13 protein-coding genes and 1 pseudogene are annotated in these 17,088 nt (G+C 74.1%); 6 read left to right on the forward strand and 8 right to left on the reverse strand.

All coding sequences use genetic code 11. The features are described from left to right. Positions 1-58: 58 nt before the first annotated feature. Positions 59-1,708, forward strand: coding sequence for a PKD domain-containing protein (locus SM450_RS12350; RefSeq protein WP_474619855.1), 1,650 nt, complete (start codon positions 59-61; stop codon positions 1,706-1,708). 60 nt (positions 1,709-1,768) lie between these two features. Here SM450_RS12350 and SM450_RS12355 read toward each other — a convergent pair whose 3' ends face one another. After that, entirely contained in the window at positions 1,769-2,317 is a 549-nt protein-coding gene (locus SM450_RS12355) for a hypothetical protein (protein WP_474619856.1), read from the reverse strand. Positions 2,318-3,138: 821 nt separating this feature from the next. Between SM450_RS12355 and SM450_RS12360 the strand changes: the two genes are divergently transcribed. Beyond that, positions 3,139-4,140 carry an NAD-dependent epimerase/dehydratase family protein gene (locus SM450_RS12360; protein WP_474619857.1) on the forward strand — a complete coding sequence of 334 codons (1,002 nt, stop codon included), beginning with the start codon at positions 3,139-3,141 and terminating at the stop codon, positions 4,138-4,140. A 21-nt stretch (positions 4,141-4,161) separates the two neighbouring features. Here SM450_RS12360 and SM450_RS12365 read toward each other — a convergent pair whose 3' ends face one another. After that, the gene (locus SM450_RS12365; protein WP_474619858.1) at positions 4,162-5,130 is read right to left on the reverse strand and encodes an Acg family FMN-binding oxidoreductase; all 969 of its coding nucleotides are present in this window, start codon (positions 5,128-5,130) and stop codon (positions 4,162-4,164) included. Between the two features lie 184 nt (positions 5,131-5,314). Between SM450_RS12365 and SM450_RS12370 the strand changes: the two genes are divergently transcribed. Next, positions 5,315-5,950: a response regulator gene (locus SM450_RS12370; protein ID WP_474619859.1), complete on the forward strand. Its 636-nt coding sequence runs from the start codon at positions 5,315-5,317 to the stop codon at positions 5,948-5,950. 2 nt (positions 5,951-5,952) lie between these two features. Here SM450_RS12370 and SM450_RS12375 read toward each other — a convergent pair whose 3' ends face one another. Together SM450_RS12375 and SM450_RS12380 are read right to left on the reverse strand one after the other, a co-directional pair. Further along, entirely contained in the window at positions 5,953-7,620 is a 1,668-nt protein-coding gene (locus SM450_RS12375; RefSeq protein WP_474620068.1) for a sensor histidine kinase, read from the reverse strand. 92 nt (positions 7,621-7,712) lie between these two features. Further along, a complete protein-coding gene (locus tag SM450_RS12380) occupies positions 7,713-8,723 on the reverse strand; it encodes an Acg family FMN-binding oxidoreductase (protein ID WP_474619860.1) in 1,011 nt (336 codons plus the stop codon). A gap of 170 nt (positions 8,724-8,893) precedes the next feature. Here SM450_RS12380 and SM450_RS12385 point away from each other — a divergent pair, with 170 nt between their 5' ends. Next, a complete protein-coding gene (locus SM450_RS12385) occupies positions 8,894-11,233 on the forward strand; it encodes a heavy metal translocating P-type ATPase (protein ID WP_474619861.1) in 2,340 nt (779 codons plus the stop codon). Between the two features lie 46 nt (positions 11,234-11,279). Here the strand turns inward: SM450_RS12385 and SM450_RS12390 are convergent, their stop codons facing one another. From SM450_RS12390 to SM450_RS12405, 4 genes are all read right to left on the reverse strand, one after another. After that, a complete protein-coding gene (locus tag SM450_RS12390) occupies positions 11,280-12,146 on the reverse strand; it encodes a universal stress protein (protein ID WP_474619862.1) in 867 nt (288 codons plus the stop codon). Continuing rightward, on the reverse strand, positions 12,143-14,545 hold the full coding sequence (locus SM450_RS12395; RefSeq protein ID WP_474619863.1) for a phosphoketolase family protein: 2,403 nt from the start codon (positions 14,543-14,545) through the stop codon (positions 12,143-12,145). The genes SM450_RS12390 and SM450_RS12395 overlap by 4 nt, the downstream gene beginning before the upstream one ends. A 128-nt stretch (positions 14,546-14,673) precedes the next feature. Further along, on the reverse strand, positions 14,674-15,504 hold the full coding sequence (locus SM450_RS12400; protein ID WP_474619864.1) for a universal stress protein: 831 nt from the start codon (positions 15,502-15,504) through the stop codon (positions 14,674-14,676). A 93-nt stretch (positions 15,505-15,597) separates the two neighbouring features. Then, positions 15,598-16,398, reverse strand: coding sequence for a PP2C family protein-serine/threonine phosphatase (locus tag SM450_RS12405; RefSeq protein ID WP_474619865.1), 801 nt, complete (start codon positions 16,396-16,398; stop codon positions 15,598-15,600). Positions 16,399-16,500: 102 nt separating this feature from the next. Between SM450_RS12405 and SM450_RS12410 the strand changes: the two genes are divergently transcribed. Together SM450_RS12410 and SM450_RS12415 are read left to right on the forward strand one after the other, a co-directional pair. Then, a complete protein-coding gene (locus SM450_RS12410; RefSeq protein ID WP_474619866.1) occupies positions 16,501-16,737 on the forward strand; it encodes a helix-turn-helix domain-containing protein in 237 nt (78 codons plus the stop codon). Beyond that, positions 16,737-16,940, forward strand: a pseudogene (locus SM450_RS12415) (Clp protease N-terminal domain-containing protein); the annotation flags it as partial. The gene SM450_RS12410 and the pseudogene SM450_RS12415, both read left to right, overlap by 1 nt. Between the last annotated feature and the right edge of the window lie 148 nt (positions 16,941-17,088).

Consider the following 17,088-nt stretch of genomic DNA (forward strand, 5'->3'; position numbering starts at 1 on the left):
ATGGAGCGCAGGTCCAGCGCATGTCAGGGTGAGGCCCGATGCGCAGGGAGGCGGTCACATGCGGACGATCGGGCAGGGAAGATGGCGGCGGAACGCCGCCCGACTGGGCGTGGCGGCGATCGTCGCGACGGCCGGGGTGATGACTGTGGGAGCCGCCCCCGCGCAGGCCACCGCGACGCGGACCATGGCGTTCTGGAGCATGGACGAGCCGGCGTCGTCGACCCTCCTGAAGGACAGCAGCGGCAGCGGACGGCACGGGGCGGTCGGCGGCGAGGTGGTCACCGGCGCGATCTACGCCGGCGCCACCGGCCACCGGTTCGCCACCCACCTGCCCACGGACCAGGAGTACGTGCCGGGCCACGTGGACCTGGTGCCGCACAGCACCGACTTCAACCCGGACGCCGGGGACTTCTCGGTGACCATCCGCTACCGGACCACGTACTCCTTCGGCAACATCCTCCAGAAGGGACAGGGCAACACCGCCGGCGGCTACTGGAAGTTCGAGGCGCCGGGCGGCAGGCCGAAGTGCCTGTTCCGCGGCGGTGACGGCGCCTCCCGGACCGGTTACACGGACGTGCCGATCGCCGACGGCCAGTGGCACACCGTGACGTGCAACCGCACCGCCGCCTACGTGGAGATGTACGTCGACGGCGTGCGGACCAGCCGGCTCAACGGGCCGACCGGCACCATCGCCAACTCCTGGCAGCTCTCCGTCGGCGGCAAGAGCCAATGCGACGGTACGAAGGTGACCTGCGACTACTTCGCCGGTGACATCGACTACGTGAAGATCCTCAAGGGCTCGGGCGGCCCGGCCAACCAGCCGCCGGTGGCCGATCTGGCACCTACCTGCTCCGGGCTGGTGTGCACGTTCTCCGGCGCCGGTTCCACCGACGCCGACGGCGCCGTCCAGGACCACCTGTGGAACTTCGGCGACGGGTCCACCACCGACACCGTGTCAGTGCCGACCACCTCCCACACGTACGCGGCGGCCGGCACCTATCCGGTCACCCTGACGGTCACCGACGACCGGGGCGCCACCGGCACCGTGACCGTCGAGGTCACCGTCGCGCCGGTGCCGGAGCGGATCTCCTTCGTCGGGCAGGCCACCGCGAACGCCAACTGGACCAGCCACACGGTGACCGTCCCGACCGCCGTCCAGCCCGGGGACATGCTGCTGCTCCTGCTCGGCCAGAACACCCACACCGGCACCGGGGAGCCGACCGGGGTGACCGGCTGGAACCGCCTCGACCGGCTCGACGGGGGCTACGCCACCACCACCGCCTGGTGGAAGACCGCGACCGCCGGGGACGCGGGCACAGCCGTACGGGTGGCTCTGGACGGCCAGGCGAAGGGCAACCTGGTGCTGGCCGCGTACCGGGGGGTCGCGCCGGGCGCGCCGGTGTTCGCCCGGACCACCGACCCGGCAAGCACCGCCACCCGGACCACCCCGTACGCGCCGGTGACCACCGCGCAGAGCTGGGCCGTGTCGTACTGGCTGCACGGCGACGCCGCCACTACCACCCTCACCCCGCCGGCCGGGGTCGCGGTCCGCAGCAACAGTTCGCAGACCGGCGGCGGCCGGGTGACCGGCCTGCTCGCCGACGCGGCGAGCAGCGTCCCGGTGGGCAGCTACGGTGGACTGACCGCGGTCGGTGCCGCAGCCAGCACGACCACCACCACGTGGACGTTCATCCTGCCGCCGGCCTGACCCGGGTACGCGTGAAGGCCGGCACTCCGTGGTTCGGGGTGCCGGCCTTCGCGGTGCTGCTTACTTGTTCCAGTGCGTGGTGACGAGGTCGGTGGCCTGGTTCTCCCACTGGGCGTAGGCGTCCGGGTAGGCCGACACCTGGACGGTCTGGGCGGCCTCGGTCAGCGGCATGTCCTGCCAGCCGTCGACCTGCTTCAAACCCTTCAGGAACGCCAGGGTCGAGTACTCCGGGTCGGTGATCTGCTCCGGGCTACCCCAACCGGACGACGGGCGCTGCTGGAACAGGCCCAACGAGTCGTGGTCGTTGGTGTCGCCGAGGTGGCCCAGATTCTCCAGCTTCGACTCCTGGAGGCTGGTGGCGATGGAGATGACCGCGGCCCGCTCGGGCAGGCCGGCCTTCTTCGTCGCCGCGATGATCGCCTTGACGTTGGCGGTCTGCTCGTCGTTGAGGGTGATGGTGGACTGCTTGCCCTCGGCCTGCACCGCCGCGACCGGCTTGGTGGTGTGGGTGGGGGTGTCGGCGTGGGCGGCGATCGGACCGGCGAACACACCACCGGTGAACGCGAGACCAGCAACACCCAGAACGCTCTTACGCAGGATCGTGTTCATGGTGGGGGCTCCATTCGGGGGTCGACGACGCGCACCGAGAGGGGGGTTGGCACGCGGGCAAGCACCGTCAGGCGCTCAGGATTTGCGGGGGGACCGGCTGCTCCGCGGGGCAGGGCCACACCACGGGGCCGGGAGACTGTGTAACGACCGGCTACCCACCGCCATTCCCGGGGGCGGGTCGGCAGCGCGGCGAACCGGTGCGCTGGCCTTCCTCGGCCGTTCACCCGGTTATAACGCCCCCACCCCCGCGACCATTCCACCGCCAGAGTGCCACCCACCACCCCCGAACCCGACACCCCACCCACCCGGAACACCCGGGCGGCACACCACGACCGGCATTCCACACGCCCGTCACACACCCGTACATTCCACCCGCGCTCCCGACAGGCCCACCACTGCAACGGGTATGGGGGCATCACCGCGCCCGAGACACCCATACCGTTCCACCCGCGCTCCGGACAGGCGACGACTGGAACGCCAGGGGTGCATCAACGCGCCGCAGACACCCGTGACGTTCCACCCGCCGCCACCGGACCCGACATCCCGGCCCACCCAGCAGCGGTGGGGCGGATTATGCCTGGCCGCACTCACTCGCGCCTCCGCGAACCGAGTCGCTTCCGCCGCCCGCCGGGACCGCCATAGATCTTGGTGCGAAAGTGCCCCCAGAGGGGCTAATTCGTACCAAGATCTCTTGCCATCTCACCGGAGCGGCGACGACTCCGTCGATCGGGCGGAACGGGGTGGATCATTCTGCCGTTGGCAGATCCGCTCACCGTGAAACCTGGTGTCCGGGCACGGTGCCACCGGGCAGGGTGGGGGCCATGCGACTGCTGATGCTGGGTGGCACGGGCTTCGTCGGTGGGGCGGTGGTGACGGAGGCGGTACGCCGCGACTGGTCGGTCACCGTGTTCAACCGGGGGGTGCACGGGGAGACGCCGGCCGGCGTACACCGGTTGCGGGGTGACCGGGACGCGCCCGACGGTCTCGCCGCGCTCGCCGGCGGCGAGTGGGATCTGGTGGTGGACACCTGGGACGGCGCGCCCCGGGCGGTACGTGACGCGGCGCGGGCGCTGGCCGGTGCGGCGCCGCACTACGTCTACGTCTCCAGCGGCTCGGTGTACGCGCCGCCGGTCGGCCTGGGCACCGGGGAGGAAGCGCGGACCGTCGCCGCCGAGCCGGACGCGGACGACGGCGACTACGCGAGCAACAAGGCCGGCGGGGAGCGGGCCGCGGTGGAGGTGTTCGGCGACCGGGCGCTGCTGGCGCGGGCCGGCCTGATCCTCGGGCCGGGGGAGGACATCGGCCGGCTGCCGTGGTGGCTGCACCGGATCGCCCGGGGCGGTGCGGTGCTGGCACCGGGCCCGCGCGACCTCCCGGTGCAGTACGTCGACGTCCGCGACCTGGCGATCTGGCTGCTGGACCGGGGCGCCGAGGGCGTCGGCGGAGCGTACAACGTGGTCGGTCGCACCGGGCACACGACGATGGGTGAGCTGCTCGACGCGGTGGTGGCGGCGACCGGGTCGGACGCGACCCTGCGCTGGACGGCGCCGGAGCCGATCCTGGCCGCCGGGGTGGAACCATGGAACGACCTGCCGGTCTGGATCCCGCGCGGGCATGAATACCGCTGGTTGCAGGAGCGGAACGTGGAGCGGGCGTACGCGGCGGGTCTGGTCTGTCGGCCGGTCGCGGAGACGGTCGCCGACACCTGGCGGTGGCTGCGCGAGGTGGGTCGGGTGCCGGCGCGGGCGGGCCGGCCGGCGCGGGCCCGGGTGGGCCTGGCCCCGGAGCGGGAGGCCGCGCTGCTGGCCACCCTGCCGGCCTGACCGGCCGGGACGTCGGCGGGGTCAGGCCGGCACGACAGGCAGGTCGAGCACCTCGTCGACCGGGCGACGCGGGGTGGCGCGTCCCGGCTGTCCGTAGCCGATCCGCATGACCATCTGCGGGGTGCCGAACCGGCCCAGGGACAGCCGCAGCGCCTCCCGCGCCGCCGGCACCTCGATCGGTTGGGAGAGCAGCGACGCGCCCAGCCCGGCGTCGGTGGCGGTGAGCAGAACCCGTTGCAGCGCCTGCCCGGCGACGACCTGGTCGGTGGCGGTGTTGCCGGGGGTGCCGAGCACTGCTACGAGCGGCTCCGGTTCGAAGTCCCGGCCGGGGGCGCGGTGGCGACCGCCGAAGCCGCGCTGCGGCAGCAGGTCCTGCGGTTCGCTCCGCGGCCCACCGGCGGCGGCGGGCACCCCGTCGGGGGCGGGCTCCGAGCGCATCCAGTCGACCCGCTCGGCCACGTACGCGGGGTCGCGTTCGAGCACCCGGTGGGCGCTGCGGGCGACCTCGGCGAGCGCGTTCACCGCGCTGGTGCCGATGACCAGCTCCAGCCAGCACTGCTCGGCGCGGGCCGCCTCGCCGAGCCGCCAGCGGGCCTCGGCCGGCACCGGGTCCGGCCAGAACGGCGCACGGTTGCTGAACCGGCGGGCGATCGCCCCGTGCAGGCTCTGCTCGGTCGGGGTGGGCCGGCGCGGCACGTCGGGTTCGAGCCGGGCCACCACGTCCGGGTCGGCCGGGTACGGGCGTAGCCGGACCGTGGCCGGGGTGCCCGCCACGGCGAGCGCCAGCCGCAGGTTGAGCAGCGCCGCCCCGCAGGCGATCCGCGCGCCCCAGCCGGTCGGGTCGGTGGCGGGCAGGCCACGGTGCGGGTCGACGGTGACCTCGATGCCGCCGTCGCGCAGCCGGAACCGCCACGGCTGGGTGTTGTGCAGCGACGGCGCGCGTACCGCGTCGGCGACCGCGGCCCGTAGCTGCCGGACGGTATATCCCATGGTCGTGCTCCCTCCGGTCGGTCCACTCTCACGGTGCGTCACCGCGATGGGCCCTGAGCAGGGCCGGAGGTCCCCACCTGGGCGGGGCCGACCGTCCCGGACCAGACCGACCGTCCCGGACCGGGCGGGCCGGACGGGACCTTCGGCCCGTGCGGGGGCGCCGGGGGAGCGGTAGAAAGGACTGATGATCCGGGTGTTCCTGCTCGACGACCACGAGGTCGTCCGTCGTGGCCTGGCCGACCTGCTCACCAGCAGCGGCGACATCGAGGTGGTCGGCGAGTCCGGCCTGGCCCAGGAGGCGGCGCGGCGGATTCCCGCGCTCCGCCCCGACGTGGCGATCCTCGACGCCCGGCTGCCCGACGGCAACGGCATCGACGTCTGCCGGGACGTCCGCGCCGTGGACTCGACGATCAGGGGGTTGATCCTCACCTCGTACGAGGACGACGAGGCGCTGTTCGCGGCGATCATGGCGGGCGCCGCCGGCTACGTGCTCAAGCAGATCCGGGGGACCGATCTGGTGGACGCGGTGCGTCGGGTGGCGGCCGGGCAGTCGCTGCTCGACCCGGCGATCACCACCCGGGTGCTGGAGCGCATCCGCAGCGGCGTGGAGCAGCCGCGGGAGCTGAAGTCGCTCACCGAGCAGGAGCGGCGGATCCTGGAGTACGTCGCCGAGGGGCTCACCAACCGCGAGATCGCCGGGAAGATGTTCCTGGCCGAGAAGACGGTGAAGAACTACGTGTCAAGCGTGCTGGCGAAGCTGGGCCTGGAGCGGCGGACCCAGGCGGCGGTGCTTGCGACCCGGCTGCTCGGCAAGCACTGACCTCAATCGAGCGGGACGCTCCACCGCAGCTCGGTGCCGTGCGGCTCGACCCGGCGCAGGGTGAACCGGCCGCCGAGCCGTTCGGCGCGCTCGCGTAGGTTGACCAGGCCGCTACGGGCCGCCGCCGGGTCGCAGCCGATCCCGTCGTCGGTGACCGTGACGTCGACCCGGCCGCCGTCCACCCCCACCCGCACCGCCACCCGGTCGGCGTGCGCGTGGCGTACCGCGTTGGACAGCGCCTCGCGCAGCACGGCGACCAGCTCGGGGCGCAGCTCGTCCGGGACGGCGCTGTCGACCGGCCCGACCAGTTCCAGGTCGGGCCGGTGGCCAAGCGACTCGGCGGCCACCTCGACCGCCTCCCGGATCTCGGTGCGCAGCGCCGCGCTCATCGGGGTGCGTAGCTCGAAGATGGTGCGGCGGATGTCGCGGATGGTGGCGTCCAGGTCGTCGACCGCCTGGTTGATCCGCTTGGCCACCTCCGGGCGGGCGTTCATCGCGCCGCTCTGTAGTTGCAGGCCGGTGGCGAAGAGTCGCTGGATCACCACGTCGTGCAGGTCGCGGGCGATCCGCTCGCGGTCCTCCAGGACCACGAGCAGCTCCCGTTCCTCCTGCCCGCGGGCGCGTTCCATGGCCAGCGCGGCCTGGCCGGCGAAACTGGCGAGCAGGGCGAGGTCGTCGTCGGCGGCGGGGCCGTGGTCGGGCCGGTGGGCGATCACGAGTACGCCGTGCAGCGTGTCGGCCGCGGCCAGCGGGGACACCACCGCCGGTCCGGCGATCACCGGGCGGGGCCAGGGCGCCGCCTCGGCGAGGTCGTCGACCTGCTCGTGCCGGCGTTCGGTGGCCGAGCCGGCGAAGCTGGTCTCGGCGGCGGGCAGGACCGCGCCGACCAGTTCCCGGGCGATCGGGTCGGCGCCGTCGACCACCTCGACGGTGAACTGCGCCTCGTCCTCGTCGTAGAGCAGGACCAGGGCCAGCTCCGCCTCGGCGACCTCGCGGGCGCGGCGGGCGACAAGCGACAGCGCGTCGGTGCGGCGTACCTCGCCCAGCAGCACCGAGGTGATCTCGGCGGCGGCGGCCAGCCAGCGTTCCCGCCGGTGCGCCAGCGCGTAGAGGCGGGCGTTCTCGATCGCCACGCCGGCCGCGGCGGCGAGCGCGGTCACGATCTCCTCGTCGTCCTCGGTGAACTCGGCGGCGCCCTGCTTCTCGGCCAGGTAGAGGTTGCCCCAGACGTGGTCGCGGATGCGCACCGGCACGCCGAGGAAGCTGTGCATCGGCGGATGGTTCGGCGGGAACCCGTACGACCTGGGGTGCCGGGTGATGTCCGGCATGCGCAGCGGCTTCGGCTCGTCGATGAGCAGGCCGAGCACGCCCCGCCCGTGCGGCAGCTCACCGATGCGGGCATGCAGCTCGGGGCCGATGCCGTGGACGATGAAGTCGTGCAGCATCCGGTCGGGGCCGATCACCCCGAGCGCGCCGTAGCGGGCCCCGGCCAGCTCGCACGCCGACTGCACGATCCGTTGCAGCGTGCTGCGCAGGTCGAGGTCGGAGCCGATGCCGACGACCGCGTCGAGCAGCGCGCGCAGCCGTTCCCGGCTGGTCACCACCTCGCCGACCCGGTCGAGCATCTCCTGGAGCAGCTCGTCGAGGCGGACCCGGGACAGCGGGGTCAGCCCGAGTGACGGCGTGACGTGCTCGTGCCGGGGGTTCGGTGCGGCGACCACCGGGCGATGCTATCGCCAGGTGGCGCGCGCCGACGAGACCCTCAGGAGCTGTGGTCGCGTACCGCCGAGGTGTCGACGGTCTGCGCGGCGTCCAGCCGCGGGGTGTGCGGCGGGCCGGCCTGCGCCGGGTCGGCCACGCCGAGGCGCATGCTCAGGTAGGGGTGGCCGAGGCCGGCGAGCGTCTGCCGCAGCACCTCGCGGGTGCCGTCGACCTCCACCACGCCGGAGAGCGGCACCAGGGACACCCCGTGCCGGGTGGCTTCGAGCCAGGCGGCGGAGAGCGCCTCGCCGGCGCGCAACCAGCTCAGCGGCTCGTCCTCGGAACCCCAGAGGATGGCGTAGACGGCGGCCTTGTCGTGGCCTGGGCCGATCGGCAGCGAACCGGGGTGGCCGAAGTCCCGGCCCGGCACTGTGGTCTGCGCCGGCTGGTCGGGCAGCACCTCCGGCGGCAGGCCGGTGCCGGCGCCGGCCCGGTTGATCCAGTAGGCCAGTTCCTCGCGCAGCTCCGGGCTGTCCGCCTCGACGACGGCGGCCTGCTGGGCGGCGCCGGCCAGCTCGATCTTCTGCATGTCGTTGAGGAGTTGCAGGTTCACGCCTTCGCGGGTGGCGGCCCGGTCGATGTCGCCGAGCACGGCGGTGGGGACCTGCTCGTCGCTCACCGGTCGCCGGTCGGTGTGCCGCACCCGCATGCACTGCACCAGGCGCATGGCGTCCGGGTCGGCGCCGGTGTGGCGCAGCCCGGTGAGCCGGGCCATCAGGTCGGGCTGGTGCGGGTCGGGCAGGCGCTCCACCACCGGGGTCCAGCCCTCGGCGGCCAGTGCCACCCGGGCGTGGTGCAGCGCGGCGCCGCAGCTCACCACCAGCAGCCGACCCTCCGGGTCCATGACGCTGAGGTGCCGTTCCTTGACGACCCGCAGTTCCAGCGCGTCGGGGAGGACGGTCCAGTGCCATGGCTGGGTGTTGTGCACCGAGGGGGCGTGGCCGGCCATTCCGGCGGCCTCCGCGAGCGCGGTGGTCAACTGGCGATCGGTAGCCGGCGTCTCGTGGCTCATCGTCACGACCTTTCCTGTCTCTCCCCATCGTGCCCCACGCCCGGGACGCGCCGGGTGGGGTTGCCGCTCCATCCTCTGGCATGTCCGGGTGGATCGCACGGGTCCTTCGACCTCCCGGATTACCCGCGTTCGCCCTACCTGCTCCGCGCCGGCACTGAGACGATCCGCACGTGGGAACCGAACCGCGCGAATGCGTACCCGAACGGCCGGCCCGCGCCCGGCGGGCCGCGACGGCCGAGTGGGCCCCGCTGGCGCTGCTCACGCTTGCCGTGCTCGGTGGCGCGGCGCTGTGGTTCGCGGGGGCGCGGGGCGCGGCCGGTCTGGTCTGGGCGGCGGTCACCGTGTTCGCCCTGGCGCCGGCCGTCTGGTCGGTGCTGCGCCAGCTCTGGCGCCGGCAGTTCGGGGTGGACGTGATCGCCGTGCTGGCCCTGCTCGGCGCGCTGCTGGTGCGGGAGTACCTGGCCGGGGCCGTCATCGCGGTGATGGTCGCCACCGGGCGGTCGCTTGAGGAGTACGCCCGTCGCCGGGCCACCCGTGACCTGCGGTCGCTGCTGGAACGCGCGCCCCGGCAGGCCCGGCGGCGCGCCGCGGGCGGCGGGATCGAGGTGGTGCCGCTGGACCGAGTGGCCGCCGGCGACCGGCTCGTGGTGGGTCCGGGTGACGTGGTGCCGGTGGACGGCGCGGTCGAGGAGGCGGCCACGCTCGACGAGTCGGTGGTGACCGGCGAGTCGCGGCTGGTCGGCCGCGCCGCAGGCGAGCAGGTGGCGAGCGGCGTGGTGAACGCCGGCGCCGGTTTCGGGTTGCGGGCCAGCCGCAACGCGGCGGAGAGCACGTACGCCGGCATCGTCCGGCTGGCCGGGGAGGCGACGGCGCGCAAGGCCCCGATGGTGCGGCTCGCCGACCGGTACGCGGCCGGGTTCGTGCCGTTCACGCTGCTGCTGGCCGGCCTGGCGTGGCTGCTGTCCGGCGAGTTCGTGCGGGCGGTGGCGGTGCTTGTGGTGGCCACCCCGTGCCCGCTGCTGCTGGCCACCCCGATCGCGGTGGTCTCCGGGCTGTCCCGGGTGGCCCGCCGGGGTGTGCTGGTGCGTGACGGCGGGTCGCTGGAGCAGCTCGGCCGTGCCCGTACCCTGCTCGTGGACAAGACCGGCACGCTCACCGCCGGCCGGCCCCGGGCCGCGGAGACGGTGGTGGCGCCGGGGGGCGACCGGGACGAGGTGCTGCGGTTGGCGGCCTCCGTCGAGCAGCTCTCGCCGCACGTGCTGGCCGCCGCGCTGGTCCGGCAGGCCCGCGAACGGGGGCTGCCGTTGGCCGAACCGACCGGGGTCACCGAGGAACCGGGGCGCGGGGTGACCGGCCGGGTCGACGGCCGGGTGGTCCGGGTCGGCCAGCTCGACGGCGAGCCGCCGCCGTGGGCGGACCGGGCGCGGGAGCGGGCCGAGCTGTCCGGCCGCTCCACCGTGTGGGTGAGCGACGAGCGCGGGCCGCTCGGCGTGATCCTGCTTGAGGACCCGGTCCGCCCGGACGCGCGGCGGACCGTGCGGCGGTTGCGGGAGGCCGGGCTGACCCGGCTGGTCATGGTGACCGGCGACCGGCCGCGCACGGCCCGCCAGGTCGCGCAGGTGGTGGGCGTGGACGACGTGATCGCGCGGTGCTCGCCGCGGGAGAAGGCCGATCGGGTACGCGCGGAGTCGGCGCGGGCGGTCACCGTGATGGTCGGCGACGGGGTGAACGACGCCCCGGCGCTTGCCGAGGCGCACGTCGGGGTGGCGATGGGCGCGACCGGGGCGACCGCCTCCGCCGACGTGGCCGACGCGGTGCTCACCGTGGACCGGCTTGATCGCCTCGCCGACGCCGTCGAGATCGCCAGGTACGCCCGCCGCGTCGCGGTGCAGAGCGCCACCGTGGGGATGGGGCTGGCGGTGCTTGCCATGCTTGTGGCCGCCGCCGGCCGGCTGCCGCCGGTGGCCGGCGCGTTCCTCCAGGAGGGCATCGACGTGCTGGTGATCCTCAACGCGCTGCGTGCCCTCGGCGGCGGCCTGCGACGGCGCGAGGTGCCCCCGCACACCCGGGAACTGCTCGACAGGTACGAGCGCCAGCACGGCGCCGTCCGTGACGTGCTGGCCCGGCTGCGGGACACCGCGGACCTGGTGGCGACCCGCCCGGACGACCCGGAGTGCGGGCCGGCGTTGCGCGACGTGCACCGCCGGCTGGTCGACGAGGTGCTGCCGCACGAGGAGGCGGAGGAACGGCAGCTCTACCCGGCGCTGGCCGGCCCGCTCGGCAGCGACGAGGCGACCTCGACGATGAGCCGGGCGCACGTGGAGATCGTCCGGCTGGTGGAGCGGATCGGCGGGCACCTGGCGACCCTGGACGGCCGGCTGCCCGTGCCGGAGGTACCCGACCTGCTGGCGGCGCTCTACGGCTTGGACGCGGTCCTGCGCCTGCACCTGGCCCAGGAGGAGGAGGACTTCTTCTCCCTCAACCCCGCCGACGGGTCGTCGGGGCGTTAAGCGGGGCCCCCTCTTATGCAGAATGCGTTAAGAAGGGGCCCCTCCTTCACTCCCGGACGACCGCGACGGGGCAGTGGGCGTGCTGGATCAGCTGCTGGCTGACCGAGCCGAGCAGCATGCCCCGCAGGCCGCCCCGGCCCCGACTGCCGACCACCACGAGCTGCGCCGACCGGCTCGCCTCCACGAGCAACGACGCCGCGCTGCCGGGAACCGCCGAGATCTCCACCGGCACGTCGGGGAAGGTCTCCCGCCACGGGGCCAGCTCGGCCTCCGCGGCGGCCCGCTCGATCCCGGTGCTCTCCTCCGGGTCGAAGCCCGGCGACGCCCACCTGTCGCGCGGCGGATCCCAGGCCCGCAGCACCCGCAGCGGCACGTCCCGCTGGGCGGCCCGCTCGACGGCGAAGCCGAGCGCCCGCAGCGCCGGCTCGGAGCCGTCCGTGCCGACCACCACCGGCCCGGACGTGGCGACCTGGCCGTCGCGGACCACCACCACCGGGCAGTGGGCGTGCGCGGTGACGGAGACCGCGGTGGAGCCGGCGAGCAGGCCGCCGAAACCGCCGTGCCCCCGGCTGCCGAGCACAAGCATCCCCGCCTCGGCGGAGCGTTCCTGAAGCACAAGCGCGGGCGGGCCGTCGAACACCTCGCCGTGCACGGTGACGCCGGGCCGTTCGGCGGCGGCGTCCGCCGCCGCCTTGCGGACCAGTTCCTCCACCTGCCCCCGGGCGCGCTCGTCCGGCCAGATCCCCGGGGCCACGCCGGGCCCGATCCAGCCGGCCACGGTCAACCACTCGAAGACGTACGCCAGCCGCACCGGCCGGCCCGAGCGGCCGGCCTCGTCAAGCGCCCAGCGCAGGGCCACCGACGCGTCGGCGGAGCCGTCGTAGCCGACCAGGATCTCCTCGTTCGCACTCATTCGCCACTCCTGACAGCGGGGTCGGTCTCGCGGATCCAGCGCCACTCGGCGACCCGGGGGTCGTCCTCGCCGTACTCACGGGTGTGGTCGCGGCAGGCCTGGCGGGTGTCCACCATCTCCTGGCGCAGGTGCGCGGCGCGTGACCGCAGGCCGGGCACCCGGTCGATGGTGTCGATGACCAGGTGGAAGCGGTCCAGGTCGTTGAGCATCACCATGTCGAACGGTGTGGTGGTGGTGCCCTCCTCCTTGTAGCCGCGCACGTGCAGGTTCTCGTGGTTGGTCCGGCGGTAGGTGAGCCGGTGGATCAGCCACGGGTAGCCGTGGTAGGCGAAGATGACCGGCTTGTCGCGGGTGAAGATGGTGTCGAACTCGTTGTCCGGCAGGCCGTGCGGGTGCTCCGAGGGCGGTTGCAGGCGCATCAGGTCGACCACGTTCACCACCCGCACCTTCAGGTCGGGCAGGTGCCGGCGCAGCAGGTCGGCAGCCGCGAGGGTCTCCAGCGTCGGCACGTCGCCGGCGCAGGCGAGCACCACGTCCGGCTCGGCGTCGTCGTCGGTGCTGGCCCAGTCCCAGATGCCCAGGCCACGGCGGCAGTGCTGGATCGCCTCGTCGACGGTCAGCCAGTTCGGCGCCGGCTGCTTCCCGGCCACCACCACGTTGATGTAGTGCCGGCTGCGCAGGCAGTGGTCCATGGTGCAGAGCAGCGTGTTGGCGTCCGGCGGCAGGTAGACGCGGACCACTTCGGCCTTCTTGTTGACCACGTGGTCGATGAAGCCCGGGTCCTGGTGCGAGAAGCCGTTGTGGTCCTGCCGCCAGACGTGGCTGGAGAGCAGGTAGTTGAGCGAGGCGATCGGCTCCCGCCAGGGAATGTGCCGGGTCACCTTGAGCCACTTGGCGTGCTGGTTGACCATCGAGTCGACGATGTGGATGAACGCCTCGTAGCTGGTGAAGATGCCGTGCCGGCCGGTCAGCAGGTAGCCCTCCAGCCAGCCCTCGCAGAGGTGTTCGGAGAGCACCTCCATCACCCGGCCGTCGGGGGAGAGGTGGTCGTCGCCGGGCTGCCGGCGGCCGACGAACGCGCGGTCGGTGACCTCGAACGCGGCGCCGAGCCGGTTCGAGGCGACCTCGTCCGGGCCGAACAGGCGGAACGTCTCGGGGTTACGGGTGATCACGTCGCGGACCCAGGGGCCGAGCGTGCCTGTCGCGCCGGCCACCGTGCCGCCGGGCTCCTCGACGTCGACCCCGTAGTCGCGGAAGTCCGGCAGGTCCAGGTCGCGCAGCAGCTTGCCGCCGTTGGTGACCGGGTTGGCGCTCATCCGCCGGTCGCCGGTCGGTGGCAGCGCGGCCAGTTCGGCGGCCGGGCCGCCGGTGGCGTCGAACAGCTCCTCCGGCCGGTAGCTGCGCAGCCAGCGCTCCAGCTCGGCCAGGTGCGCCGGGTTGCCGCGCACCTCGGCGATCGGCACCTGGTGGGCGCGGAAGGTGCCCTCGACCTGCTTGCCGTCGACGTCCGCCGGCCCGGTCCAGCCCTTCGGCGTGCGCAGCACGATCATCGGCCAGCGGGGGCGTTCGACGTCGCCGCCGGAGCGGGCGCGGCGCTGGATCTCACCGATCTCGTCGACCGCCCGGTCCAGCGTCGCGGCGAGCAGGTGGTGCACGGCCGTCGGGTCGTCGCCCTCGACCACGTACGGGTGGTAGCCGTAGCCGCGCATCAGATCCAGCAGGTCCTCGGCGGGGATCCGGTCCAGCACGGTCGGGTTGGCGATCTTGTAGCCGTTGAGGTGCAGGATCGGCAGCACCGCCCCGTCCCGGGCCGGGTTGAGGAACACATTCGACAGCCAACTGCCGGCGAGCGGGCCGGTCTCCGCCTCGCCGTCGCCGATCACGCAGGCGACGAGCAGGTCCGGGTTGTCGAACGCGGCGCCGTAGGCGTGGCTCAGCGCGTATCCCAGCTCGCCGCCCTCGTGGATCGAACCCGGCACCTCCGGCGCCACGTGGCTGGGGATGCCGCCGGGGAAGGAGAACTGGCGGAACAGCCGCTGCATGCCGGCCTCGTCCCGGGGGATGTGGTGGTAGAGCTCGCTGTAGGTGCCCTCCAACCAGGTGTTCGCGACAAGCGCGGGGCCGCCGTGGCCGGGGCCGGTGACGAAGATCGCGGACAGGTCCCGGTTGACAATGACGCGGTTGAGGTGCGTGTAGAGCAGGTTGAGTCCCGGGCTGGTGCCCCAGTGGCCCAGCAGCCGCGGCTTGATGTGCTCGGGCCGCAGCGGCTCGCGGAGCAGCGGGTTGTCGAGCAGGTAGATCTGCCCGACGGTCAGGTAGTTCGCCGCCCGCCAGTAGGCGTCCAGCCGGCGCAGTTCGTCGTCGGTCAGGGGACTGTGCAGGTCCAGCGCGGTCTCCATGCTGCGTCAGCCTCTCGTGGCTCGGGGTCGTCTGCCACTCGGGGAGGCGTCTGCCGTCCCCGACACGTCCAATCTCTCCCGTGGGCGGTGGCGCCGGTCAGGGCCGTAGGTCCCGGGCCGGGTGGGCGTCATGGCCCGTCCCCGTCGCCGGGGTCGAGCCCGCGTACCACGATCAGCGGGGCCGGCGAGTGGTAGAGCAGGGACTGGCTGACCTCGCCCAGGCTCGACTGCACAGGTCCGTCGCCCCGCGCGCCGACGAGCGCGAGCTGCGCCGAGCGGGACCGGTCGAGCAGGACGGTTCGGGGGTCGCCACGAACGGTCTGACAACTCGCGGCCACCCGGGGGTGCCGGGCGGCGTGCCGGTTGACCGCCTCTTCGAGCACGGCGTCGCCGCCGTCGTCGCGGTCCGGTTCGACCACCCGGACGGCGAGCAGCCGGGCGCCCCGGCGTTCGGCGCAGTCGAAGGCGTATCCGAGGGTGGCGCGGGACCCCGGCGAGCCGTCGTAGCCGACAAGCAGTGGGCCGGGCGGGGCCGGCTCGGTCCGACCGATCAGGACCGGACAGCCGGCCCGGGCGGCCAGTTCGACGGCCGGCGCGTCGGCCGGTACGCAGGCCGGGCAGGTGGCCATGCCACCGTCGCCGAGCGCGACCAGGAACGCGGCGTCGGCGGCCCGCAGCAGCGCCTCGACAGGTGAGCCCTCCACGATCTCGCCACTGAACGGCACCTCCGGCGCTGCGTCGGCGACGATCTGGCCGGCCCGCTCCAGCACGTTCTCGGCGTCGACGCGGGTGCCGCCGGCGGGGGCGGGGCCGCCGGTGGCGGCCCAGTTGAACGCGTGCAGCAGGTGCAGCGGCCGGTCGTGCGCGGCGGCCTCGCCGGCGGCCGTGCGGACCACCGTGAGGGCCTCCGCGGACCGGCCCACGCCGACCACCACCGCGCCGTGGCTGGGTGCGGCCATGGCGGCTCACCTCCCGACCGCGCTTTTCCCCACCGTAGACGGATGGTCGGGTCGGCCGGACCGGGTCGCCGGAATCGGCGGGCGCCGGGATGCTCAGCGCGGGGCGGGCACGGTGGGGTGGACGCGCAGCACCACGGCGGTGGCGTTGTCCTCGCCGCCGGCGTCGAGGCTGGCGTCGAGGAGGGCCTGGGCGGTGCGGGTCGGGTTCCGCCGGGCGGCGAGCAGGTCCCGCAGCCGGTGGTAGCCGAGCTGGTCGCTCACCCCGTCGGTGCAGAGCAGCCAGGTGTCCCCGCGGCGCAGCGGCACGGCTAGCAGGTCCGGATCGGGCCGGTCCGGGTGGCCGACGTAGCGCAGCAGTTGGTAGCGGGCCCGGGTCGCCTCCGGCGAGCCGACCGGCCACCAGCCGTGCAGCACGCCGAGCCAGGCCAGCGTGTGGTCGACGGTGACCAGCTCCAGCAGCCCGTCGCGCAGCCGGTACGCCCGCGAGTCGCCGATCTGCACCAGCCATCCCTGGTCGCTGTCCGGCTCGACGACGAGCGCGGTGAGCGTGCACCCGGTCAGCCCGACCTGTGCCGCGCCGGCCTGGCGTACCCGGGTCTGGGTCTCGGTGGCGGCGGCCCGCAGCCCGGCGGCGTCGACGGTCGGCCAGGCGGCGCGGACCTGTTCGACGAAGGTCCGGGTCGCGGTCGTGCCGGCCACCCGGCTGCCCTCGCCCTCGCCCATGCCGTCGCAGACCACGGCCAGTGGCAGTGTCTCGTCGACGTGCAGCACGTCGTAGTTCTCCGGGTAGTGGTGCCCGACCACGCTGCCCCCGGCGATCTCCAGGGTGAGCCGGCCGGCGGTGAGCCGGCGCGCGGCCTCGACCGGCCGGTCCAGCGGACGGCGACGGAACACCTACGGAACGTAACATCGGGCGGCGGTGGGCGGGGGTAGGCGGCGGCGTGTCATCTGTCAACCGGGGTTGACGAGCGCCGATTGTCAACCTACATTGACAGTATGAGTCAAGCGACGGAACTCGCGGCGGCGGCCGGCAGCACCGACCCGAAGGTCGGCCTGCGCGCGGTCCTCGCCCTGCGCCGGCTGCTCGAACGGCTCGAGGTGGTCCAGGTGGACAACGCCCGGCGGCAGGGCTGCTCCTGGCAGGAGATCGCCGACGCGCTCGAGGTCAGCCGGCAGGCGGTCCACAAGAAGCACGCCGGGCGGCCGGCGGTACGCGAGAGCTGGGAGGCGTGATGTTCGAACGATTCACCGACCGGGCCCGGGCCGTGGTGCGCCACGCGCTCGTCGAGGCCGAGACCGAGGGCCGGCGCCCGGTGGGCACCGAGCACCTGCTGCTCGGCGTGCTGGCCGACCGCGACAACCTGGCGGTCCGGCTGCTGTCCGCCGACGGCGTCGACGCCGACGGCCTGCGCGCGGCGGTGGCCCGCCACACCGCGCAGGGCGTGGACGGCCTCGGCGCGGCGGACGCGGCGGCGCTGCGCGAGATCGGCATCGACCTCGCCGCGATCGTGGCCCGGATCGAGGAGTCCTTCGGCCCGGACGCGCTGCGCGAGGCGGCGCCGCGCCCACGCCGGTGGTGGCGCC

This window comes from Micromonospora marincola, from assembly GCF_056150385.1.